Source organism: Arthrobacter sp. Cr_A7 (assembly GCF_029222765.1).
Taxonomy (GTDB): Bacteria; Actinomycetota; Actinomycetes; order Actinomycetales; family Micrococcaceae; genus Arthrobacter.
Map to the genome: position 1 here is coordinate 1 of NZ_JARHXQ010000193.1, position 20774 is coordinate 20774.

Genomic DNA, 20774 nt, shown 5'->3' on the forward strand with positions numbered 1-20774 from the left:
GAGGCGGCGGCAGCAGCGTCGTCGTACGCCTGTGTTAAATCCTGCAGCGCCTGCTCGTCCAGCGAGTTCAGCTTGTGCGGGGCGTTCAGGACGACTTCGGCGACGCCGTTGCTGATGGAGAGGGAAATCATTCGTTCCTTCTTTCTTGGTTTTCGACAGGCTGGTTTCGACAGGCTCAACCACCGGATCGTTTAGACGTCGAAGTCGACGGTGACTTCCTTGCTGGTGGGGTGGCTCTGGCAGGTCAGCACGTACCCCTTGTCCAGCTCATCCTGCTCCAGCGCGTAGTTTTCGTCCATCGTCACGCTGCCGGTGACCACCTTGGCCCGGCAGGTGCCGCACACTCCCCCGGCGCACGCGAACGGCACGTCCGGGCGGACCCGCAGCGCGGCGTTGAGGATGGACTCGCGGGCGTGCGTGGGGCTGGCCACGTCGCCCTGCAGGCCGTCCAGCTTGAACGTGATCTTGTACGTCTCCTTGGACTCGTCCACCACCACGGGCCGGCCCGCGTGCCCCTCCGGGCGGTCCGGCTTGCCCGACGTAAACAGCTCGAACCGGATGTTCTCCGGCTTCACGCCGCGCTCGGCCAGGGTGTCCCGGCACAGCTGCACCAGCTCGAAGGGCCCGCACAGGAACCACTCGTCCACGTCGTCCGCGTGGATGGCCGTGCCCAGCAGCTGCTGGAGCTTCTCGGCGTCGATCCTTCCACTTAGCAGCGGCGCGATCCGCTGCTCGCGGGACAGCACGTGGTGGATGGCCAGCCGCTGCGGGTACTTATCCTTCAGGTCCGCCAGCTCCTCCAGGAACATCACGTCCATGGCGGCCTTGTTGGCGTAGATCAGGTCGAACCGGGTGTCCGGGCTGGCGGCCAGCAGCGTGCGGGCGATGGCGATCACCGGGGTGATGCCTGAGCCGGCGGCGATGGCCACGAAGTTGCCGCTTTGAAGACCAGCGTCCCCCGCCATGTCCTCCGGATGGTTCATGGAGTTCATGACGTTCTGCTCCACGGTGGAGCCGTTCCGGCCGTGCTTGGACACAAACGCGCCCATGGGGCTCATGACGTCCAGCGTGTCCCCCGCCTTCAGCTCGGCGTTGGCCCACGTGGAAAACAGCCCGCCCAGGTCCTTCTTCACGGCCACGCGGATCTCGCTGCTGTCGTCCGGGAAGCTGCGCGGCTCCGCGCAGATGGAGTAGCTGCGGCGCACCTCGTGCAGCTCGCCGGTCTCATCCGGCAGCTTGGTGCGCAGGGCCACGTACTGGCCGGGCAGGTAATCGAACTGGCCGGCGAGCTCCGCCGGGACGTGGAAGGAGACCTCGATGGCATCCTCGGTGAGCCGGCGCACCTCCTTGACGGCGAGCGTGTGGAAGGACGGACGACGGCGGCCGACGGCCTGCGCCGATTCTGCAGCGGTCTGGCGGACAACAGGCATGGGGCTTCCTTACAGGACCTTGAAGTAGTCGAACGGTTCCTTGCAGTCCTGGCACACATACAGCGCCTTGCAGGACGTGGAACCGAACCGGGTGAGTTCCCTGGTGTTCAGGCTTTGGCACTGCGGGCACTTGACGGCCAGGCTCAGGCGGACGGGGCCGTTGTGGCCCAGCCCTGCCTTGCCCGACGGCGGCGCGATGCCGTACTCCCGCAGCTTCGCCTTGCCCTCCTCCGTCATCCAGTCCGTGGTCCAGGCCGGGGCGAGGACCAGGTCCACGTGGACGTTCTCGTAGCCCTCCTTGGCGAAGGCTGTCTGAAGGTCGTCGCGGATGGCGTCCATGGCCGGGCAGCCCGAGTACGTGGGGGTGATGGTGATTCTTACGTCATCCTCTGTCACCTGCACGTCCCGGAGGATCCCCAGGTCCGCGATGGTGAGCACGGGGATCTCCGGATCGCAGACCGTGGCGGCGATGTCCCACGCCGACTGCCGCGGCGTCCGGGTCCTGGTCTCGAAGTCGGAGATGTACATGGCCGCGGTCACCACTTGGCTCCCGGGTACTCGCGGGCCAGGACCTGCATCTCGGCCAGGATGTAACCCAGGTGCTCCGAGTGCTTGCCGTACCGTCCGCCGCCGGGGGCTGCCGGAACGTCGGGCACCTCCAGTTCGGCTTCCCTGAGGACGTCGCCGGTCAGCCGGTCAAAGTCCTCCCGCAGGGTGGACGGCGCGACGGCGGCGCCCGCCTCCGCGAGGCGGTTCGTCAGGTCATCGTCCTGGAACAGTTCGTTGACGTACGGCCACATCAGGCGCAGGCCGTGGATCATCCGGGTGCGCGACTCCTCGGTGCCGCCGGCCAGGCGCAGGATCCACTGGGCGCTGTGGTCCCGGTGGTAATCCACTTCCTTCACGGCCTTGGCGGCGATTGCTGCGAGGGTGGCGTCCGTTGATTCCGTCAGCCGGCGGTACAGCTCGAACTGGTAGTAGCTCACGATGAACTGGCGCGCGATGGTCACCGCGAAGTCACCGTTGGGCTGCTCGAACAGCTGCACGGAGCGGAACTCGTGCTCGCGGCGGAAGTAGGCGAGGTCGTCCTCACTCTTCTCCCAGGCGCCGCCGGCGTAGCTCAGGAAGGACCGGGCGTGGCCCAGCTGGTCCAGGGCGATGTTGCCCAGGGCCACGTCCTCCTCCAGTTCGGGGGCGCGGGAGATCCAGTGGCCCAGGCGCTGGGCGAGGATCAGGGCGTCGTCGCCCAGCCTGAGGGCGTACTCGGCCACCTCTTCGCTTGGTTTGGCGAGGCCGGTGCGGACCTCGAGGGCGATGTCCTCCGGGCGCAGGGCGTTGCCGGGAGTGATTCTTGTTGCCGAGGCATTGGAATCGCCGCTGCCGGCTACACCGGTGGAGATATCGCCGTGGCCTGTGGTCTCTGTGGTGTCGGGGGTGCTCACAGGTGCTTTACCCCTTCGCTCTTGGTGTAGTACGTGGCGTGCCGGTAGTCCTTGCCCTGCGGGGACTCGAAAAAGGACCCCTTGGAGTCGGGATCGCTGGCGGCGATGGCCTCGGCCGGGACAACCCAGATGGAGACGCCCTCGTTGCGGCGGGTGTAGAGGTCGCGGGCATTGCGCAGGGCCATGGCGGCATCCGGTGCGTGCAGGGAGCCGGCATGGACATGGGACAGGCCGCGGCTGGACCGGACAAAGACCTCCCAGAGCCCCCAGGCCCCGCGGTCGTGGTGCTCCTCCGGCGCGGGTGACGCCTTCGGTGCTTCGCGGTTGATCTCGGTGGCCGAGCTTGCGGGGACTTCCGGGTTGCCGTGGGGGCTCATGCTGCGTATTCCTTCGTCTTCTTTGACTGTTTTGCTGCGTAGGCGGCGGCTGCCTCGCGGACCCAGGCGCCGTCGTCGTGCGCTGCCCTCCGGCGCTCCAGGCGCTGGGCGTTGCAGGGGCCGCGGCCGGCGAGCACTTCCTGGAACTCGTGCCAGTCCAGCGGGCCGTGCTCCCACTTCCTGGTGTCCTCGTTGAAGCGGACCTGGTCGTCCGGGAGCGTGAGGCCCAGTACCCTGACCTGCTCCACCATCATGCCCACGAAGCGGCTGCGGAGTTCGTCGTTGCTGAAGCGCTTGATGTTCCAGGCCATGGACTGCTTGGAGTTGGGCGAATCGTCGTCCGGCGGACCGAACATCATCAGGGCCGGGGCGTACCAGCGGTTCACGGCGTCCTGGGCCATCTGCTTCTGCTCGGGGGTGCCGTTGGAGAGTTCCAGGAGGATCTCGAAGCCCTGGCGCTGGTGGAAGCTCTCCTCCTTGCAGATGCGGACCATGGCGCGGCCGTAGGGGCCGTAGGAGGCGCGGCACAGCGGGACCTGGTTGCAGATGGCGGCGCCGTCCACCAGCCATCCGATGGCGCCCATGTCCGCCCAGGTGAGCGCGGGGTAGTTGAAGATGCTGGAGTAGCGGGCCTTGCCGGCGATGAGGTCGTCCATCATCTTGTCCCGGCTCTGGCCAAGGGTTTCGGCGGCGGAGTAGAGGTAGAGCCCGTGGCCGGCCTCGTCCTGGACCTTGGCCATGAGGATCGCCTTGCGCTTGAGGCTGGGGGCCCGTGAGATCCAGTTGGCCTCCGGCTGCATGCCGATGATCTCGGAGTGGGCGTGCTGGCTGATCTGGCGGAGCAGGGTCTTGCGGTAGGCCGCCGGCATCCAGTCCTTGGGCTCGATGCGGGAGTCCTCGGCCATGACGCGGTCAAAGTGGGCCTGCGCCTCTTGTTCTGCCTCCGGGGATAGCTCGGCGGGCACTGACTGCAGGTTCTGCGCTGCCATGGTTGCTCCTATGCAATGACCTTCTGGGACGTGCGGAATTATTTACCGACCGTTCGTTCAGGATATGCGGAAGCGTTTGGGGCCGTCAAGCGGTGGACGTGTTCCCTCGTCCCGCTGCCCCCCCCCCCCTCTTCCCCCCTCTTCCCGACGCCCCATCACCTCCTGCAGGTTTTTCGGCAACGCTCTATCAGCTCCTGCGGTGGACAGGCCAGGTAGGAGGCTATGAGGCACTTTTGGTTGCAGATGGTGTCGGAGCCGCCGTAGTAGGTGGTGGTGAGGTGACGCTCGTCGTCGTCGATGGCGTGGGCGTGGGCGTGCCCGTTGTCGAAGTTGCGGACGGCGATGTTGACGTTGTGGCCGTAGAAACCGGAGTGGGCGCAACAGTCTTCTTCGTGGGAGTGGCAGAACCGGACGCGGCTTCAAGAGGGACTGAAATCTTTTTCGTGGGTTTGCTGGGCGCGCTCTTGTTGGTAACTGCCACGTCCAGGGTGACGTCCCGCGGACCACCGGCCAACCATTCGCCGCGCACAATGCATGTCCTGCCCGGCTTCACGCCTTCCGGGCACGTGTTCACAATTATCCGGAATGTTGTGTTGCCGCCCAGCCCGACATCCGGCACCAGGTCTTCGCTGGTGTCATTCACAATTTCGAAGGATTCAATAGTGCCGGCTCTAACAATCGGGCTTCCCGCACCGGGCTCAATGAGCCAGTCGTCACCGCCAATCCTTACCCGGTGAGTTACGGAAACAGGCGTGGATTCAGTACCGCCGTTTGGGGATGGCTCACCGTTTGCAGGTGGCCCGCCACACGCACAAAGGGAAGCCAATGCAATGCATGAAAGGGCTGCGGCCTTGGAATGAAGCTTCATCGACTTATCCCTCTCCCGGTTCGAATTCGACCCGGTATTCCGGGCTCTCCTCCAGAACGATCGCGGCGCCGGCATCACGGGACCAGTTAGCGGGCAGCAGAAAATACTTGTTGGAACTGAGCGTGACGAATTTGAGTCCGGTGTATTTGAAGCCGTACTTCGAGCCGGGAACGGGTACTTTCTCCTCCACCACCGAGCCTCCAAGAGCGAGCGAATGCAGGCTGTAGACCGTCACGGACGGACGCTTGCTCAACTCCCGTTCGTAATCCCTGGACCTGCCCGTGCCCAGTGCTCCTGCATATAACGAACAAGCCCAGAATAGGGCCAGAACCACCAGGAGGACCACGGAAACGTAGCCAAGTTTCTCCCACATCGGCAGGCGCCTGAGCCTTTGGTCCCCCAGCGCAGTCCTTCGAAGGGCCCAGAAAGCGTATGCCCCGACTGCGATTCCACCACCAAGCGCACCGGGCTCAAAGAGAAAAGGTGTCCTGAACGGGGGCTCTTCGAAGATGGTCCACACTCCGAGGGAGGTGAAAACTATCCCTGCCAGAAGCACGAAGCCGGCGGCCAGCTGAAAATATCCGAGGCCAACGCCGCGCCGGATGATACTCCGTGTAACGGCATGGATCGCCACGCCCACAATGGTGACGAGCAGGATGAGGATCGCCGGAACGATCAGGGCATCAGCACTGCGAAGCAGATAATCCACCGTTGAATATTCCAGGACGCTTTGGTCAATGCCGAAGTACGCAGTTCGTGTGGCCGTCATTGTCCAGCCGAACCAAAACGAAAGTGCGGTGGCCACGGTGGTGAGGGGCGCAATGATGGCAAACCATTGCAGGACAGAGTGGCTCAGGTCAGCACCGCTGCTGCTGGGCGCCTTGCTCATCCGTGAAGTACGCACGGAACGGGACGAAGAGGCGTGAAACCCTCGGCTCAAATGTGTGCGCGGCGTGCTTCGCGGGACTCTACCCGACTTCACTAGCCGCCTCCTCAGCCTAGGGACGAGCCGGCTCAGGACTACATCCCGGAACCTCCTCAAAACTCGAGGTGATCCGTTTCCATCTGGCCACAACGGGCGTTACTGCGGCGTTACCCGTGGAATAACCAGTGCACCTAGGAAGCCGCCGCCGGGACGAGCACAATTAGTTCATGGTCGTTGCCTCAGCCCCTGAAGGCCTTGTGGAGGGTGAGCGTCTGCTCGCTTCGACGGACTGGGCGGCGGCGGCTTCGGCTTTCGAGTCCGTACTGGCCGTCAACGATGAACCAGCAGCCCACGACGGCTTGGGTCGCGCGCTGTGGTGGCTCCGCGACGCTGACCGGGCCATCGCCGAGCGGACACTGGCCTACGCGGGCTTTCGCCGTTCGGGGCAGAATTCCCGGGCCTTCAAGGCTGCCGTATGGCTGGCGCGCGAATACGCCGAGGCGTTGGGCAACGAAGCGGCCAGCCGGGGTTGGTTCGCACGCGCCGAGGGCCTCGCATCCCGCATGCCCGACGGCGCCGAGGCCGGCTGGTTGGCTGTGACGCGCGGACTGCTGCAGGCTGATCCTGCAACTGCCAGGGAAGACGCACGGACGGCATTACAAGCTGCGCGCGGCGCTGATGATCCGGAACTCGAGGCAACCGCACTGGCGCTGCTCGGCCTCGGGACGATAGCGGCCGGGGACGTACCGGAAGGGATGACCCTCGTTGACGAAGCGATGGTGGTGGTGACCGCCGGCGAACTTCGCGACAGAATGGTTTTCGGCGACGTGTGCTGCATGGTCACGCGGGCCAGCGAAGAGTCCTGCGACGTCTCCCGGCTCAGCCAATGGAACACAACCGTCATGCATTTCATGGAGCGGACCGGGCACCCCGCGCTGATGGAATTCTGCGGGACCTGCTGCGCCGAGATCCTCCTTGCTTCCGGCAACATCGCCAGCGCCGAGGGCTGGCTTACCAAGACGCTGCATGAGCTGGACCAGGCCGGCCACCGCGCACGGTGCGTTCACCCGGCAGCCAAACTTGCCGAACTGCGCCTGCTCCAAGGCCGGGTGGAGGAAGCCGGCAGGTTGCTCGCGGGCTTTGAGGACCGCCCGGATGCATTGCTCGCGACGGCGGCCGTCCGGCTGGCTGCCGGAGACACAGCCGTTGCGGCGGCCCTGCTGCACCGGCGGATCCATCACGTGACGGGCGGGCTCCTCGCCGTCCCGCTGCTGGCGCTGCTTGCCGAAGTGGAGCTGGCACAGGGCAACCCCGGCCAAGCACAGGAAACGTCCAGGCGCCTCGACGGGATTGCGGCCGAAACCCGCTGGCCCCGGGCATTGGCCACCGCACACCACACGGCCGGCCGCGCGGCAGCCGCCGGCGGGGACACTTCCTCGGCCCGTTCACGGCTGGACTCCGCGATTGAGATCTTTGGCGAGCTAAAAATGCCGCTGGAGGCCGCGCGGGCACGCCTGTCCATGGCCGAGGCCCTGCGCGATTCGGACCCTGAGGTTGCCGTGCACGAAGCCGAGCTGGCCCTGGCCGCGTTCGACGAGACGGGCGCGGCCGCCATGGCCGACAAGGCAGCAGCCCTGCTCCGGTCGCTCGGCGGTCCCGCCCGGACTGGCCCGAAGGCGCTCGGACTGCTGTCCCGGCGTGAGCGGGAAGTGCTCAGGCTGCTCGCCGAAGCGTTGACGAACGCCGAGATCGGTGACCGCCTGTTCATCAGCACCAAGACCGCCGAGCATCATGTCAGCAACATCCTCGCCAAGCTGCACCTGCGCAACCGCGGCGAAGCAGGCGCGTTCGCCCTGCGGCACTTCCCCTGAATAGGGCGGTAAATGGGGGATTCCCCCCATCCTCTCCTCCCGTCGTCGTCCCATCCTTGAAGTATCCCGACGACGTCACAGGAGGTGCAGAATGAAACGGCAACAAACGGCGGGCAACGTCCTCAAACATGAGATCGCCGTGACCGTCCGGGAACACACCACCGCCCCCTCCCCTGTTGTTTTCGATGTCCTGGCCAATCTGACCGGGCACAAGCAATGGGGAGGAGCCGAGGCCTCGACGCTTCTGTCCATGGAAGCCCCTAAGGGGCAGGCAACGGCCGGAACGGAATTCATTTCCATGGCCGAGGACGGCACGTGCCGGATGACGGACTCCTCCGTGGTCACCGAGGCCGTCCGGCCCGCGAGGTTTGAACGGGTCACCGAATCGGCTGTGGCCTCAAAGAGAAACGGGACGACGGCGGATTGGCTGCTGGTGCACCGCTACGACATCGAGGCGGACGGGAACCAGAGCAACGTCACCTACACATGCCGGCTCGTCCGGGCGAGCGGACTGCCGGGCCTGCTGGCCATCTACGGAATCCCGGTGCTCAGGTCACTGGCCCGGCTTGAGTGGGCACGGGCAAGCAGGGCCGGACTGCGGCGGCTTACCGCAGCGGCGGAAACCACGGCGCAGGCATAAGCCAGCGCCGGACTCAAGGAAGGAAAAGACAATGGCAAAGCTATCGATTGATGACCAGACCGCACGGGTGGAACGGATGACCGGCTACGAAGGCCGCTACCGGGAGACGGACGGCTACACCATCGCTTTCTAAAAATTCGAAGAGGGAGGCGACTTTACGCCGTTCTACAAGGGATTGCCGGATGACCGGTGCCAAAGCCACCACTGGGGATACGTCGTGAAGGGCCGGCTCACCATGCACATGCCCGACGGCGACGAGATCGTCGAAGCCGGGGAGGCCTACTACACACCTCCGGGCCATACCGACGAACTCGATCCCGGAACGGTGCTGGTGGAGTTCAGCCCCACGGAGGAGCTGGCCCGGACCCTGGCGGTGGTCGGGCAGAACATCGAGGGTTAGGCGGTAACCCGCCTTGCTCTGGTTTTTAGTAGCGGTTCCGCGGCGGGCGCGGATGGGCAGTGGGGGCCTGCCGAGCTTTCCTGGCCTGCATGACCCGCTTGAAGATGACGGGAAGCAAAGCGAAGAGCAGTTTCTTCATAGCGTCTGTCCTTTGGTTGGTTGGGGCGACTGGTTAGATAGTAAGCACACTTGCTATCTGTTCGGCAATGGCCTCCGCGAATTCGGCCAGTCCCTCCGGCCGTTCGCCGCGAACCACTGACACCGATAAACCGACCCGGAAGAAGGACAGATCATGGCTGACCTCACCGCGCTTGCACTCACTTGCTCCCTGACGCCGTCGCCGGAGCCGTCCAGCAGCGAGCTGCTGGCCCGCCACGTGCTGGACGAACTCGCCACCCACGGCGTCAGCGGGACGTCGCTGCGGATCGTGGATCACAACGTGATGCCGGGAGTGCAGATCAACATGGGCGACGGCGACGCCTGGCCAGTGATCCGCGACAAGATCCTCGCCGCTGACATCCTGGTCCTCGCAACACCGATCTGGATGGGGCACCCGAGCAGCATCACCCAGCGCGTGATCGAGCGGCTCGACGCCGACCTTTCCGAGACCGATGATGCGGGCCGGCCGATCATGTACGGAAAAGTCGCGATCGTTGCCGTGGTGGGCAACGAGGACGGGGCACACAAGACCGTGGCGGACACACAGCAGGCATTGAACGACGTCGGCTTCACCCTGCCTGCGCAGGGCGCCACGTACTGGGTGGGCGAGGCGATGCAGACCGTGGACTACAAAGACCTGGACACCGTCCCCGAAAAGGTCGCTTCCGCCACTGCAGGAGCCGCCCGCAATGCCGCCCACCTTGCCCGGGCCCTGGCTGCGGCGCCCTACCCGGCAGGGTGAGGGCCGTCGTCGGACGCCCCCCTTTCGCCGCCGGAGCGTCCATGCCTAGGATGAACTCCTGTGTGGCCCCGATGCGCCAGCGGAGGAGCCGCCGACACCAGAGCTGACAACGGAAGGGAACCGACACCATGGCCGACACTCCGAACCCGATCCAGATTCAGAAGTTCCTGGGCGGCGTGGACTACCCCGCGAGCCGCGATGCGCTGCTGTCCAAGGCAAAGGACTCCGGCGCGGACAGCAACGTGATCGAAGCCCTTGAGGCCATCCCCGACAAGGAGTACGACAGCCCAACGGCCGTCAGCTCAGCGGTCTCCGACAGCAACTGAACAACAGCCGGCGAAATTACCTGGTGACCAATTCGTTGCCGTAGCCGGAATCGCACTCGCCGTCGTGGATGACGCCGTCCCCCGCGGCCACCGCGTAGTTGTCCGCAGGGTCAAAGACCGCTGTCTGGACGCCCGTGACTTCCCTGGTGCAGCGGCGGGCAAACTCCGCGCCTTCGTCCTCGCCGCCGATCCAGATGTCCAGCCAGATGGAGGCGTCCCCGAACTCCTCCGCCCCGGTGTGGCACGGACCTTCCTCGGGCGCGTCACCGTCCCCGCAGGTATCCTCCACGATGAAGTACCGGCGCACGTTGGGCAGGTAGATGCGGGTCCCGGCCGGGTAGTCCAGAACGTCCTTCCCCGTCTCCTTTGAATGCCCGACGGCGATGGTCACCGGATCCTCGTAGGTTCCGGTCCCGCCGGCCGTCTTATGCAGGACCGGGTGGCTGATGATGGGTGAGCCCGGAGGGGTGTTGTCGAACCAGGTGTAGGCCGTGATGTACACCTGCTCACCCACCGTGTCCTCTGGAGGTGGCGAGGGCTCCTGGTTTGTACACGCTCCGGCAGCCAGAACCAACGCGAGCACGCCCGCCAGCGGAAGGACTCGTCGGCCCATGCGGCACCCCCTGTCTCGCAGTTAGGGATGAACATAACACCCCTACCTGTGAGGCTCAGCTGCGGCCGCGCCTCCCGGAGCGCGCGGCAAACGCATCCAGCGCGTCCAGGATCTCGTCGCTTTCCCAATGCCGGCCGCGCTTGAACTTGTCAAAGCCCTGCACCACGCCCGCCTCCTCCAAGACCTGCATCTGGCGCCAGATCGTCGGCCCCGATAGTCCCAACCGGTCTTCCAACAGCTTGGCGTTGACAACAGGCTGGCGGGCCAACAGGTCGGCAATCTTCCACGCGGCCGCGTCCTTGCGGGCCTTGATAACGTCCTTCCACCGGGCCCTTGCCGCGGTGATGTCTCCGGCGAGCCGGCGGCCGTTGTCAATAGCACGGAACGTGGCTTCCGAGGTGAGCAGGATGATCCGGCCGGGGTCCCCTTCCCGGTAAGCGGTCAGTGCATCGTGGTACCCCCTGACGTGATTCAGCAGCCCGGCCGAGACTGGGACGGTCACCGCCCTTGTGAGGCCCTTGTTCCGCAACATGGCGTGCATCAGCGCCCGCCCGGTCCTGCCATTGCCGTCGGTAAAAGGGTGGATAGTTTCAAACTGGGCGTGGGCGATTGCCGCTTGGGACAGGATCTGGACATCGTTCCGTCCGGCATAGGCCATGAGATCGTCCATGAGTGCCGGCACGCGCCTGGCATCGGGAGCGACGAAGTCCGCTCCTACCGGACTCGAACTGGACCTGCCGATCCAGACAGGCTCACTACGCCAGATACCCGCGCCCTTTAGGTCGGCATGCTTCATGAGTGCCCTGTGCATTTCCAGGACGGCTGCCGTGTCCAAAGCATCCGCGGCAGCAAGGGCAGCGTTCATGGCCGCCACGTTGTCCACAACCAGGGTGGCGTTTCGCTTGGAGTCATCCCCAAGCACTGCCATCTCGATGCTCCGGGCGTTGGCGGTCACATTTTCGATCTGGGATGAGGAGACTGATTCGGTCCGCAGCAGGATGGCCGAGAACGGCGCGATGTCGGAACCGAACTCATGGTCAAAGTCGCGGATGGCCAACGCCGCATCTTCGGCCGCAGCCGTCACTTCACTTGAGGCGATATAGGCGTTGTCCCTAATGAAGGGCGGGATCGCTGCCATCCCCAACTATTTCACTTATGGGTAGAACTGAAAAGATCCGGTGCGGATCTTTTCAATTTCACTCGGGAGAGCAGGGGCCGGCTCAGCCCGTAGCCGACACCGCCAGCCACAGCTCCATGTGGTCCGGCTTCCCCTCCTGGTCGAAGACCGTCGCCAGCAGCTCCGGTTCCGCGAGCGGCTCGTAAGGGTTGGCCGGGAACCATTCGCCGTACGCCTTTGCCCACAACTGCTGGACCTCCTCCGTTTCCATGCCCTGCGACTCCAGCACCAACCACTGGTGCGGCGGAACATGGAGTGACTCGTGCCCGCTGCCCGCCGCCGGAGCTTCACCGGTGGCTGCCGCAAGCCAGTACTCGAAGGTACTCCCGTCCGCCCGGTCCTCAGCGAAATCCGTGCTCACGGCCAGCACACCGCGCGGGGACCTGGTGGACAGGCTGCTGATCTCCCTGAGCACCTCCAGGCCCAGTTCTTCACGGAACTGCTCCAAGGCCGGATTGGGACCGTGGTAAACCAGCGGCATCCTCCGCCGCCGGCCCACAAGCGTGAATGCGTCCTCGTTCTGCAGCCGGTAGTCCATCTGTTGTTTTCCTTTCACTGAGAGGGAGAAGCGCAGCGGGGGCTGCGAGCGCAGCACGGCGCCGGCGCGGCGAGCCTCGGCCGGATTTACGCCGTGCACGGCCCTGAAAGCCCTGCTGAAGGCGTCGGCCGAGGCGTAGCCGAAGCGCACGGCAATGTCCTGCAGCGGCTCATCACCTGAAACCACGGCGGAGGCCGCGGCTGTCATGCGCCGCCGCCGGATGTATTCCGAGACCGGCATTCCGGCCAGCACCGAGAACATCCGCCGGAAGTGGTACTCCGACGTCAGGGTGATCCGCGCCAGCGCAGCCACATCCACCTCACCGGCAGAGCGGTACCCTGCACCGTCGGAGATCTGCTGCTCGATGTGCTCGATCGCCCTGTTCCAGAGATCCACCTGCTGCCCTCCCTGCGTTTCGTTGTCGGCTCCACGTTAGCCATGCGCCGCCCGGCCGGGTCCGACAATCCATGCCCGTTCCCGTCGGGCGGCAGGGGCACGCACGCGGCAGGGGGCCACCTTTGGCGGCACCGCCGTGACGTACGACGGCGGGGCGGGCCGCCGTCGTACGTCAAGTGCTTGCCACCTGCTGACGGCAGGCCCTACCGTCTCCCCTAGCGGTTCCACCCACAAGCGGAAGGCATTCCATGCTGCAGGAAGTGGCTGACGGCGTTCTGGTCCACGAGAGCGGGTTCATCCAGAGCAATTCCGTTGTTGTGCAGGGCAGGGACGGCGTCCTGCTCATCGACCCCGGCATCACCAGCAGCGAAATGGCGGACCTCGCCAACGACCTCCGCCGACTGGGCCAGCCCGTCGTCGCAGGCTTCTCCACGCATCCCGATTGGGACCACGTGCTCTGGCACCCGGACTTCGGCGACGCACCCCGCTATGGAACAGCCCGCTGCGCCGCCTCCATCCGGGGTGTGCTGGCAGACCCGGACTGGAAGAACCGCGTAGCCGAGGGGCTGCCGCCGGAGCACGCCGACGAGATCCCGATGGATCTGCTCGGCCTTATTACCGGCCTGCCCGCCGACGCTGCGCACATTCCCTGGGACGGCCCCGGCATCCGGATCATCGAGCATCAGGCGCATGCTCCCGGTCATGCTGCGCTGTTGATCAAGGAGCGCCGGGTCCTCGTGGCCGGCGACATGCTGTCCGACATCCTGATGCCGTTCCTCGACCTGGAGGCCGCGGATCCGCTCGGGGACTACCTCGCCGCGCTGCGGCTGTTCGACGGCGTTGCAGACGACGCCGATGCCGTCATCCCCGGCCACGGCTCCGTGGGCGGAGCTGGACAGTTGCGGGCACGCATCGAACAGGACCGCGAGTACGTGCAGGCCCTGCGGGACGGCCGCGTTCCCGATGACCCGCGGGTGGGTCCATCGGCCCCGTTGGACTGGCTGCCGGAGGTGCATGACTGGCAACTCCAGCGGCTCGCCCAGAAGAGCCAAGGCGGGATGACCTCCGGCTAGCGGTGCTGCCCGTGTCCGCGCCTGTGTCTTGGGACTAGGCTTCGGTCATGGGACTCATCATCACGCTGCTGATCATCTGGCTTGTTTTGTCCATCCTGGGGTTCATCATCGAGGGCCTGTTGTGGCTGGCCCTCATCGGCCTGGTGCTGTTCGCCGCCACGGCTGCCTGGGGCTGGGTCAAGCGCAGAGCCAGGACCTGACGCCCCTGCGCCACCCAACCTTGCGCCAATCTTTCAGAAAATCCCGCACGTTCCTGATGCTTATGCCGCAGGATCGGGGCAGGTTGACGAACGAGAGTTGGGGGACATCATGATGGACGACGGCGGCACAGGCGCCGCGGACGGGGGCGGGGACGCCCTGAGCGGCGAGACCATGGTCATCCGGACGTGGTTTGAGCCAAGGGGCGAATCCGGTTTCCGGGCCCGGATCACGTACGGCAAGGCCACGGGCGGGGAGCCGAACAGGTTTGCCACCGCTGATCCCGACGAAGTCCTTGACGTGGTGCGCCGGTGGCTGGAGGCCCAGCGCGCCGGCAACTAGCTCTTTTGCCACCCCTTGGCGGCGCTTCCGGCGCGCTAGCAGATACCCCCCCCCACAATCAAGGGGTTACTTGCGGGCCGCAGTCTGTGATCATGAGAGGAAGCTTCCATTTCGGAGGCCTTTTAATTACTGTCTTTGCCTTGCATTCGGTGCCGGCGGCAGTGGCTAGGTTTTCTCATGCTGGATCCTCTGGCACAGGCACAGGTCCTCATCCGCGACGATGTCTCATCACTTCCCATTCTGTGGGGCTGGTACTGGGGAAACGGCGGGAACGCAGGCCTGGTGGAATTCGATGCCTGCCTCTACGACCTCATGGTTCTGGACGCCTTTGACCTAAAAATCCTGGCGTGGGCTCTCGAGGACTTCGCGCTGCATTCGTGACTCGCCCGCCACGGAATGCAGGAGCGGTGCGCTTCCCGGCTCCACAACCTTCCGGGCAGGCGATTCCGGCGTAAGCTGGGAAGGAACCGTCTGGAGGTGGGCGCATTCACGCCGCATGTTCTTCATCGCGGTTGAAGACACTTCGTAAGGACGCGCCATGGACGCTATGCCTCTCGGCTCAGAACTGCAGGACGATGTTGCCTCCCGGCTTCAGGACATGGTCCTGGAAACCTCTGATGCCGAAGAATTCTTCCAGGAACTGGCCACCTTCTCCGCGTCGCTCCTCTCTCCGCCCGAATCCAAGGTCCACTGCAATGTCACCGTGGTGCGCAGGAAAAAACCCGTTACGGTAGCCTGCAGCAGTCCCAGGGCACGGGAGATGGATGAGCTCCAATACGCCTTCGGCGACGGGCCTTGCCTGACAGCCATGCGCACCGGCACCACCACCTACGTCCCGGACGTTTCAAAAGAGCGCCGCTGGCCGCAATACATCCGCGCCGTCGCGCAAAAGGGGATCCAATCAATCCTGGGTGTTCCCCTGCGCCTGGAGGGAGACTCCACCGCTGCTTTAAACATCTACTCCTCACGTCCTTATGGAATATCCGGCGAGGACATCGCCCGCGCCGAACTGTTCGGCGAACAGTCCGCCAAGACCCTCCGCTTAGAGCTGCGCCTGACGAGGCTCCAGGAAGCAAAAGACAACCTGGAAGCGGCAATGAAGTCCCGAACGGCCATCGATATCGCCGTCGGCGTGATCATGGCCCAGAACCGGTGCAGCCAGGATGCGGCGATAACCATCCTGAGGAAAGCCTCCAGCTCCCGCAACATGAAACTTCACAACGTAGCGGCCGCCGTCATCGAATCCGTTTCACCCCATACACCCTTGCGCACATTTTTCGACGAATAACGCCCGGGTTCATCTGCCCACTCTTCAGCTGGCGGCGTCCAGGGAGAGTTCTTCAAGCGCGGACGCGAGAGCCTCCGTGTCAAACCAGCGGGGAACCAGGATGCCCTGAATAAAAGCGTCGAATTCGAAGGGGTGACAGCGCCCGCCGTGGTTCCAATACGAGATCCAGAGGTCAATCAAGGACACATCCGCACGCCCCAGGAGCGTGGTGGCTGCCTGCCGCAGGTCTTCCATGACCAATGCTCGCTTCTGCTACGCCCACCCTGCAAGAGCAGTAACAGGCGGTCTGTCAGGGGTGAAACTGGAAGCTTGTGCGGGGACGAAGAAAGCCCGCCGGTGGGGGACCGACGGGCTTTCCAAAACTGACGTTACAGGCAAGTAATTTGGTGAACGAGTGGACGATCCTCAGTACGACGACGTCAGCGGTTCCAGGCGCGCGGGGCGATGAAAAGTGGTTGTTGACTCTCCCGGCCGGCAGGCCGAAGCTTTGGGGATGACCAAAGAACCTGAAGCGCTGATGGCTGTCATCGACCGGCTGGCCGAGCGGTTCCCCCATCACCAACGCTCCGTGATTGAAGATGTGGTCGCCGAAGAGCACGGCCTGCTCGACGACGGGCCCGTCCGGGACTACGTACCGCTCCTTGTGGAACGGGCGGCAAAGCTGCGCCTCGCCCATCAGTAGCCCATCCGGTCCGCGCCAATCAGCGCAAGCCGAGCGCCGCCGTCGTACGCCCTCACGCCCCGCCTACCCGCCCTCCGGGACAACGAGGACGGGCCGCTGCTGGTGCCGGATCAGGGCGGCAGGCACGGATCCCTCGAGGACCCTGTCCAGCCACGCCACAGACCCCGGCCGGCCGGCGCCCACCACGAGCAGCGCCGCATCGGTGTTCCTGGCCAGGCGGTTGAGGGCCTTGGAGACGTCGCCGTTGAGTACGCGGAAGGACCAGGACTCCCCCGGTTCCCCCAGAACATCTTCAAGCCGCCGCTGCAGGTGTGCGGAAGGGAATTCGGCTTCTTCGTTGATGCTCGGGTCCAGGGACAGGGCTGTCCGCTGGTTCGCCGGAGCCCATTCCATGAGGTAGCTGGCCGGATCGACGAACGCGCAGATCAGGTGCTCTCCCAGGGCAGCCGCCAGGGCCGCGGCGGTGCGGATCACGTGCTCTGAAAAGTTCCATTCAACGCCGACGACGACGGGCCCGTCCGGCCATCCCTCACCGGACATGCAGTCCCCGCACGAACGGCGCGGCCGCGAAAAGCAGGGCAGTTCCAGCTGCTGCCGCCATCGCGTAGGCCATGGCGGTGTAGGAGCCGAACCACGCGGCCATCGCCGGGCCCGCGGCCGGGGCGAGGGCGGTGACGATTGTGAGGGGCGCGGCGAAGCTGCCCTGGAGCGTGCCCAGGCCGGTTGCTCCCCACCGGTCGGCAACGATGGTGGCCTGCAGCAGTGTCTGGCAGCCGCGGACGGCGCCGGCGAGCATCCCGGCCCCAATCAGCAGCGGCACCGGTCCCGGCAGGAGGGCAAGCAGAAGGAGGGCGCCGGCAGCGGTTCCGGTGACGACGGCGATGCGGGCTTTGGCGGGGATTGCGGTGAATACGAGGCGGCCGGCCACCTGTCCTGCACCGACGAGTCCGAGGCCAAGGGCGGCAGCGGTGTAATCGGCGCCCTTTTCCATGAGCAGGGGGATGATGTTGAGCGTCACGGTGTACAGGCCGAGGCAGAGCAGGACCATGAGGGCCTGCAGGCCAACGAATGTCCGGCTGCGCCGGATGGCGCGGACCAGTGCCTTGTCATCTCTCAGTTGGGCGGCGTTGCCTGTTTTCCGCCAGGACCGGTTGAGGCAGCGCGCGTGCAGCGGCAGGGTCACGGCGCCGAGCAGTCCGGCGAGGACCAGGAAGGCTCCACGCCACCCGATCCCGGTGCAGAGGGCGGCGGTGACCGGGGCGAAGATGGTGGACGCGAATCCTGCCACAAGGGTCAGGATGGTCAGCGGCCGCACCCGGGCCGGGCCGTACCAGCGGCTGATCACGGTGAAGGCCGGCTGGTAGAGCACCGCGGCCTGTGCTGTGCCGGCCAGCAGCCAGGCCGCCGCGAACGCGGGCAGGTTCGGTGCCAGCGCCACCAGAACCAGGGCGAAAACGCCCACCAATGAGCCGCCGATCATCAGGCTGCGCGGGCCGGTCCTGTCCAGCATCCTGCCGACGGCGATCCCGGCCACCGCGGACACCACCAGCCCGGCGGAGAAGGCCCCGGTGATGTGGGCCGGGTCCCAGCCGGTGTCCTCGCTGATGGGCCGGACCGCCGCCAGCAGCGCGTAGTAGAGCACGCCCCAGCCGGTGGTTTGGGTGATGCACAGCGCGGCCAAGCCGCCGCGGGGTGCCCCCTCCGCGGCGAGTGTCCGTGACGGCGCCGGGGCGGTCATGGCTACTTCCCGGTGAGCTCCGTGTAGAGCGCCTGGACCCGGGCTTTGATGTCGTCCCGGACCAGGCGCATCCGTTCCATGCCCTCGATGCCGCGTTCGGAGGGCTCGTCCGTTTCCCAGACTTCGAAGCGCTTGCCCTCGCGCGGTTCAAGCTTGGCCTCGGTGCCCAGGACGATGACGGCGTCAACTGTGTCCAGGACCTCGTCGGTGACCGGCTTGGGGTATTCGCCGGTGACGTCGATGCCCAGTTCGGTCAGGGACTCCACCGCCTGCGGGTTCAGGTCCTTGGCCGGCTTGGTGCCGGCGGAGTAGACCGCGATCTTGTCGCCGGCGAGGTCACGCATGAGTCCGGCGGCGAGCTGGGATTTGCCGCCGTTCTTGCTGCAGACGAACAGCACGGACGGAGTCTTGTACTGGGTCATGAGGAGGTTGTTTCCTTTTCGAGTGGGTGGGCGGGAAGTGAGGCGACGAGGGTTTTGACCCGTTCGTGGATCTGGTCCCGGATGTCCCGGACGGTGTCGAGGGACTGGTCGGCCGGATCGGGCAGGTCCCAGTCCTCGTAGCGCTTTCCGGGGTAGATCGGGCAGGAATCCCCGCACCCCATGGTGATCACCACGTCGGAGGCACGGACGACGTCGTCGGTGAGGGGCTTGGGGTAGTTCCTGGTCAGGTCCAGGCCCATCTCGGCCATCACGGTCACGACGCCGGGGTCCAGTTCGGCCGCGGGCAGGGACCCGGCGGACCGGACGTGGATTCTTCCCTTGGCTTCGACGGTGAGCAGCGCGGCTGCCATCTGGGAGCGGCCGGCGTTCTGCACGCAGACAAACAGGACCTCGGGCCCCTCGGAGCCTGCTGCGCCCTTCGATTTGGCGAGGGCTGCCAGCCGGTCGGTGGCGAAGTGTTCGGTGGTGGCTGGCAGGTACGCGCTGATATGTGCGGTGCGGGCCAGCGCCGTATAGGACTCGAAGACGTACCGCTCAACGGTTTCGGCGGCGAAGATTCCGGCAAAACGCTCGGCAAGCCGTTCACTGATGCGGTGCAGGAGCTCTGTGTTGTCCTGCAGGCCAAGGCCGGTGTCGCGGTGTTCAGTCATGACAGCTCTCCAAGGGGTTTCCATTGACCGGGTCAGTTGCTGGTGCCGGAGCGGCCGTGGGCCAGGCCGGTGGGGAAGCCCACCAGCACCGGTTCGGGTGCGGCGCAGCAACCGGACTCTGAGGCCTCTGCCGCCACGGCCGACACGGGGACGTCGCAGCTGGTGCCGGCGTCCGTGGAGCAGACCCCGGTTTCGGGGAGTTCGAGGTGGACCGTGTCGGCGGATTCGTGGTCGCCGGCGAGGGCGGCGGCCACGGAGCGGACCTGCTCGTAGCCGGTGGCCAGCAGGAAGGTGGGGGCCCGGCCGTAGGACTTCATCCCGACAATGTAGAAGTCCTTGTCCGGGTGGGCGAGCAGCTTGGCACCGTGAGGCGGGACGGTGCCGCAGGAGTGGAATTCGGGGTCGATCAGCGGGCCCAGTTCCATCGGCGCTTCGACGGCGGGGTCCAGGTTGAGGCGGAGTTCACGCAGGATGTCCAGGTCGGGGCGGAAGCCCGTGCAGGGAACCACGACGTCGGCGTCGAGGGTGCGGCCGTCCACGGCGCCGACGGTGGCGGATGAGTCCAGGGATTTGATCGAGCTGATCCCGAAGCCGGTGTGCAGTTCGATTTTTCCGGCCTCCACGAGCCGGCGGACCCGGCCGCCGAGCTGGCCGCGGGCAGGCAGCCCGTCCAGGTCGCCTCCGCCGTAGACCTTGTCCGCAGTTGCGCCACGGACTGCCCACAGGATCCGGGTGTCCGGCTCTTCCTTGGCGAGGTCAGCGAGGTTGATGAGGGTGTTGGCGGCGGAGTGTCCGGCACCGACAACCAGCACCCGGCGCCCGGCGAAGGCGGCGCGGTCACGGCCGGTGACGTCGGGCAGCGGCGCGGAGATCCGGTCCCCTGCTGCTTCTTCGCCGATGGCGGGAAGGCCCGAGGTGCCCAGCGGGTTGCGGGTGGACCAGGTGCCGGAGGCGTCGATGACTGCTGCCACGGTATGGTCCCGGGTTTCGCCGCCGGCGTGCTCCACCCGCACCACGAAGGGTGTGGTGTCCCGGCCCTTGATGTGGGTCTTGTCCAGGCCCTGCCGGGTAATAGCGGTGACGCGCGCGCCGGTCTGCAGGCGGGAAGAGATCTGGGGAAGGGCGGCCAGGGGCGCCAGGTAGTTATCGATCAGCTCCCCGCCGTAGGGCAGTGCCGTGGGCCGGGGCGCTTCCCAGCCGGCCGCTTCGAGGAGGCGGACGGCAGCGGCATCAGTGTTGAACCGCCACGGTGAGAAAAGACGGATGTGGCGCCAGCGCTCAATGGCCGCGCCCGCCGTCGTACCTGCTTCAAGGATCAGCGGTTCCAGGCCCCGCTCAAGCAGGTGGGCGGCGGCGGCCAGGCCAATGGGCCCGGCGCCGATCACGGCGACTGGAAGGTTCCTCGCTGAATCCATGATGTCCTCTTTCATCCGTAGCGGCGGTTCAGTGCGGTTAGGCGGCGGGGTT

General features: G+C 65.8%; 26 protein-coding genes and 1 pseudogene. 11 read left to right on the plus strand and 16 right to left on the minus strand.

The genetic code is table 11. The annotated features are described in order from the left end of the window. The 7 genes and pseudogenes from P2Q66_RS11275 to P2Q66_RS11305 form a co-directional block, all read right to left on the minus strand. A pseudogene (locus tag P2Q66_RS11275) lies at nucleotides 1-131 on the minus strand (enoyl-CoA hydratase/isomerase family protein); the annotation flags it as partial. Between the two features lie 60 nt (nucleotides 132-191). After that, nucleotides 192-1430: a 1,2-phenylacetyl-CoA epoxidase subunit PaaE gene (gene paaE, locus P2Q66_RS11280; RefSeq protein ID WP_275728076.1), complete on the minus strand. Its 1239-nt coding sequence runs from the start codon at nucleotides 1428-1430 to the stop codon at nucleotides 192-194. A gap of 9 nt (nucleotides 1431-1439) precedes the next feature. Next, nucleotides 1440-1958, minus strand: a complete 519-nt coding sequence (paaD, locus tag P2Q66_RS11285; RefSeq protein ID WP_275728132.1) for a 1,2-phenylacetyl-CoA epoxidase subunit PaaD — start codon at nucleotides 1956-1958, stop codon at nucleotides 1440-1442. 8 nt (nucleotides 1959-1966) lie between these two features. Continuing rightward, nucleotides 1967-2872 carry a 1,2-phenylacetyl-CoA epoxidase subunit PaaC gene (gene paaC / locus P2Q66_RS11290; protein ID WP_275728079.1) on the minus strand — a complete coding sequence of 302 codons (906 nt, stop codon included), beginning with the start codon at nucleotides 2870-2872 and terminating at the stop codon, nucleotides 1967-1969. Continuing rightward, nucleotides 2869-3249 (minus strand): 1,2-phenylacetyl-CoA epoxidase subunit PaaB, encoded by a 381-nt coding sequence (gene paaB / locus P2Q66_RS11295; protein WP_115525334.1) that lies wholly within the window; start codon nucleotides 3247-3249, stop codon nucleotides 2869-2871. Before paaB ends, paaC begins: the two co-directional genes overlap by 4 nt. Further along, nucleotides 3246-4238: a 1,2-phenylacetyl-CoA epoxidase subunit PaaA gene (paaA, locus tag P2Q66_RS11300; RefSeq protein ID WP_275728081.1), complete on the minus strand. Its 993-nt coding sequence runs from the start codon at nucleotides 4236-4238 to the stop codon at nucleotides 3246-3248. The genes paaB and paaA overlap by 4 nt, the downstream gene beginning before the upstream one ends. Nucleotides 4239-5110: 872 nt before the next feature. After that, a complete protein-coding gene (locus tag P2Q66_RS11305) occupies nucleotides 5111-5995 on the minus strand; it encodes a hypothetical protein (protein WP_275728083.1) in 885 nt (294 codons plus the stop codon). 263 nt (nucleotides 5996-6258) lie between these two features. Here P2Q66_RS11305 and P2Q66_RS11310 point away from each other — a divergent pair, with 263 nt between their 5' ends. The 5 genes from P2Q66_RS11310 to P2Q66_RS11330 all read left to right on the plus strand — a co-directional run bounded on the left by P2Q66_RS11310 (nucleotide 6259) and on the right by P2Q66_RS11330 (nucleotide 10169). Next, entirely contained in the window at nucleotides 6259-7902 is a 1644-nt protein-coding gene (locus P2Q66_RS11310; protein WP_275728099.1) for a response regulator transcription factor, read from the plus strand. 91 nt (nucleotides 7903-7993) lie between these two features. Continuing rightward, nucleotides 7994-8542 carry a hypothetical protein gene (locus P2Q66_RS11315; RefSeq protein WP_275728100.1) on the plus strand — a complete coding sequence of 183 codons (549 nt, stop codon included), beginning with the start codon at nucleotides 7994-7996 and terminating at the stop codon, nucleotides 8540-8542. A gap of 217 nt (nucleotides 8543-8759) precedes the next feature. After that, nucleotides 8760-8942, plus strand: a complete 183-nt coding sequence (locus P2Q66_RS11320) for a hypothetical protein (RefSeq protein WP_275728101.1) — start codon at nucleotides 8760-8762, stop codon at nucleotides 8940-8942. A gap of 292 nt (nucleotides 8943-9234) precedes the next feature. Beyond that, nucleotides 9235-9843: an NAD(P)H-dependent oxidoreductase gene (locus tag P2Q66_RS11325; RefSeq protein ID WP_275728102.1), complete on the plus strand. Its 609-nt coding sequence runs from the start codon at nucleotides 9235-9237 to the stop codon at nucleotides 9841-9843. Nucleotides 9844-9971: 128 nt separating this feature from the next. Beyond that, entirely contained in the window at nucleotides 9972-10169 is a 198-nt protein-coding gene (locus P2Q66_RS11330) for a DUF2795 domain-containing protein (protein ID WP_275728103.1), read from the plus strand. A 16-nt stretch (nucleotides 10170-10185) separates the two neighbouring features. Here the strand turns inward: P2Q66_RS11330 and P2Q66_RS11335 are convergent, their stop codons facing one another. The 3 genes from P2Q66_RS11335 to P2Q66_RS11345 all read right to left on the minus strand — a co-directional run bounded on the left by P2Q66_RS11335 (nucleotide 10186) and on the right by P2Q66_RS11345 (nucleotide 12893). Next, nucleotides 10186-10782, minus strand: a complete 597-nt coding sequence (locus P2Q66_RS11335) for a hypothetical protein (RefSeq protein ID WP_275728104.1) — start codon at nucleotides 10780-10782, stop codon at nucleotides 10186-10188. Nucleotides 10783-10837: 55 nt separating this feature from the next. Continuing rightward, a complete protein-coding gene (locus P2Q66_RS11340; RefSeq protein ID WP_275728105.1) occupies nucleotides 10838-11920 on the minus strand; it encodes a Fic family protein in 1083 nt (360 codons plus the stop codon). A gap of 82 nt (nucleotides 11921-12002) precedes the next feature. Further along, nucleotides 12003-12893: a helix-turn-helix domain-containing protein gene (locus P2Q66_RS11345; RefSeq protein ID WP_275728106.1), complete on the minus strand. Its 891-nt coding sequence runs from the start codon at nucleotides 12891-12893 to the stop codon at nucleotides 12003-12005. 248 nt (nucleotides 12894-13141) lie between these two features. Here P2Q66_RS11345 and P2Q66_RS11350 point away from each other — a divergent pair, with 248 nt between their 5' ends. The 5 genes from P2Q66_RS11350 to P2Q66_RS11370 all read left to right on the plus strand — a co-directional run bounded on the left by P2Q66_RS11350 (nucleotide 13142) and on the right by P2Q66_RS11370 (nucleotide 15794). After that, nucleotides 13142-13966, plus strand: coding sequence for an MBL fold metallo-hydrolase (locus tag P2Q66_RS11350; protein WP_275728107.1), 825 nt, complete (start codon nucleotides 13142-13144; stop codon nucleotides 13964-13966). A 47-nt stretch (nucleotides 13967-14013) separates the two neighbouring features. Next, nucleotides 14014-14166: an LPXTG cell wall anchor domain-containing protein gene (locus tag P2Q66_RS11355; protein ID WP_115525355.1), complete on the plus strand. Its 153-nt coding sequence runs from the start codon at nucleotides 14014-14016 to the stop codon at nucleotides 14164-14166. Between the two features lie 109 nt (nucleotides 14167-14275). After that, nucleotides 14276-14506, plus strand: a complete 231-nt coding sequence (locus tag P2Q66_RS11360) for a hypothetical protein (protein ID WP_139386275.1) — start codon at nucleotides 14276-14278, stop codon at nucleotides 14504-14506. A 177-nt stretch (nucleotides 14507-14683) separates the two neighbouring features. Then, the gene (locus P2Q66_RS11365; protein WP_079598695.1) at nucleotides 14684-14887 is read left to right on the plus strand and encodes a hypothetical protein; all 204 of its coding nucleotides are present in this window, start codon (nucleotides 14684-14686) and stop codon (nucleotides 14885-14887) included. Between the two features lie 157 nt (nucleotides 14888-15044). Continuing rightward, a complete protein-coding gene (locus P2Q66_RS11370) occupies nucleotides 15045-15794 on the plus strand; it encodes a GAF and ANTAR domain-containing protein (protein ID WP_275728119.1) in 750 nt (249 codons plus the stop codon). A gap of 24 nt (nucleotides 15795-15818) precedes the next feature. Here the strand turns inward: P2Q66_RS11370 and P2Q66_RS11375 are convergent, their stop codons facing one another. Further along, the gene (locus P2Q66_RS11375) at nucleotides 15819-16034 is read right to left on the minus strand and encodes a hypothetical protein (protein ID WP_275728121.1); all 216 of its coding nucleotides are present in this window, start codon (nucleotides 16032-16034) and stop codon (nucleotides 15819-15821) included. Nucleotides 16035-16287: 253 nt separating this feature from the next. Between P2Q66_RS11375 and P2Q66_RS11380 the strand changes: the two genes are divergently transcribed. After that, nucleotides 16288-16476: a hypothetical protein gene (locus tag P2Q66_RS11380; RefSeq protein ID WP_115525357.1), complete on the plus strand. Its 189-nt coding sequence runs from the start codon at nucleotides 16288-16290 to the stop codon at nucleotides 16474-16476. A 63-nt stretch (nucleotides 16477-16539) separates the two neighbouring features. Here the strand turns inward: P2Q66_RS11380 and P2Q66_RS11385 are convergent, their stop codons facing one another. The 5 genes from P2Q66_RS11385 to P2Q66_RS11405 are packed head-to-tail and all read right to left on the minus strand — an operon-like array spanning nucleotide 16540 to nucleotide 20722. Next, nucleotides 16540-17016: a universal stress protein gene (locus tag P2Q66_RS11385; protein ID WP_275728124.1), complete on the minus strand. Its 477-nt coding sequence runs from the start codon at nucleotides 17014-17016 to the stop codon at nucleotides 16540-16542. Beyond that, on the minus strand, nucleotides 17006-18214 hold the full coding sequence (locus P2Q66_RS11390; RefSeq protein ID WP_275728126.1) for an MFS transporter: 1209 nt from the start codon (nucleotides 18212-18214) through the stop codon (nucleotides 17006-17008). The genes P2Q66_RS11385 and P2Q66_RS11390 overlap by 11 nt, the downstream gene beginning before the upstream one ends. Nucleotides 18215-18216: 2 nt before the next feature. Then, complete coding sequence (locus P2Q66_RS11395; RefSeq protein WP_275728128.1) at nucleotides 18217-18636, minus strand: low molecular weight phosphatase family protein; 420 nt, start codon at nucleotides 18634-18636, stop codon at nucleotides 18217-18219. Continuing rightward, entirely contained in the window at nucleotides 18633-19307 is a 675-nt protein-coding gene (locus P2Q66_RS11400; RefSeq protein ID WP_275728129.1) for an arsenate reductase ArsC, read from the minus strand. The genes P2Q66_RS11395 and P2Q66_RS11400 overlap by 4 nt, the downstream gene beginning before the upstream one ends. Before the next feature lie 32 nt (nucleotides 19308-19339). After that, nucleotides 19340-20722, minus strand: coding sequence for an NAD(P)-binding domain-containing protein (locus P2Q66_RS11405; RefSeq protein WP_275728135.1), 1383 nt, complete (start codon nucleotides 20720-20722; stop codon nucleotides 19340-19342). Between the last annotated feature and the right edge of the window lie 52 nt (nucleotides 20723-20774).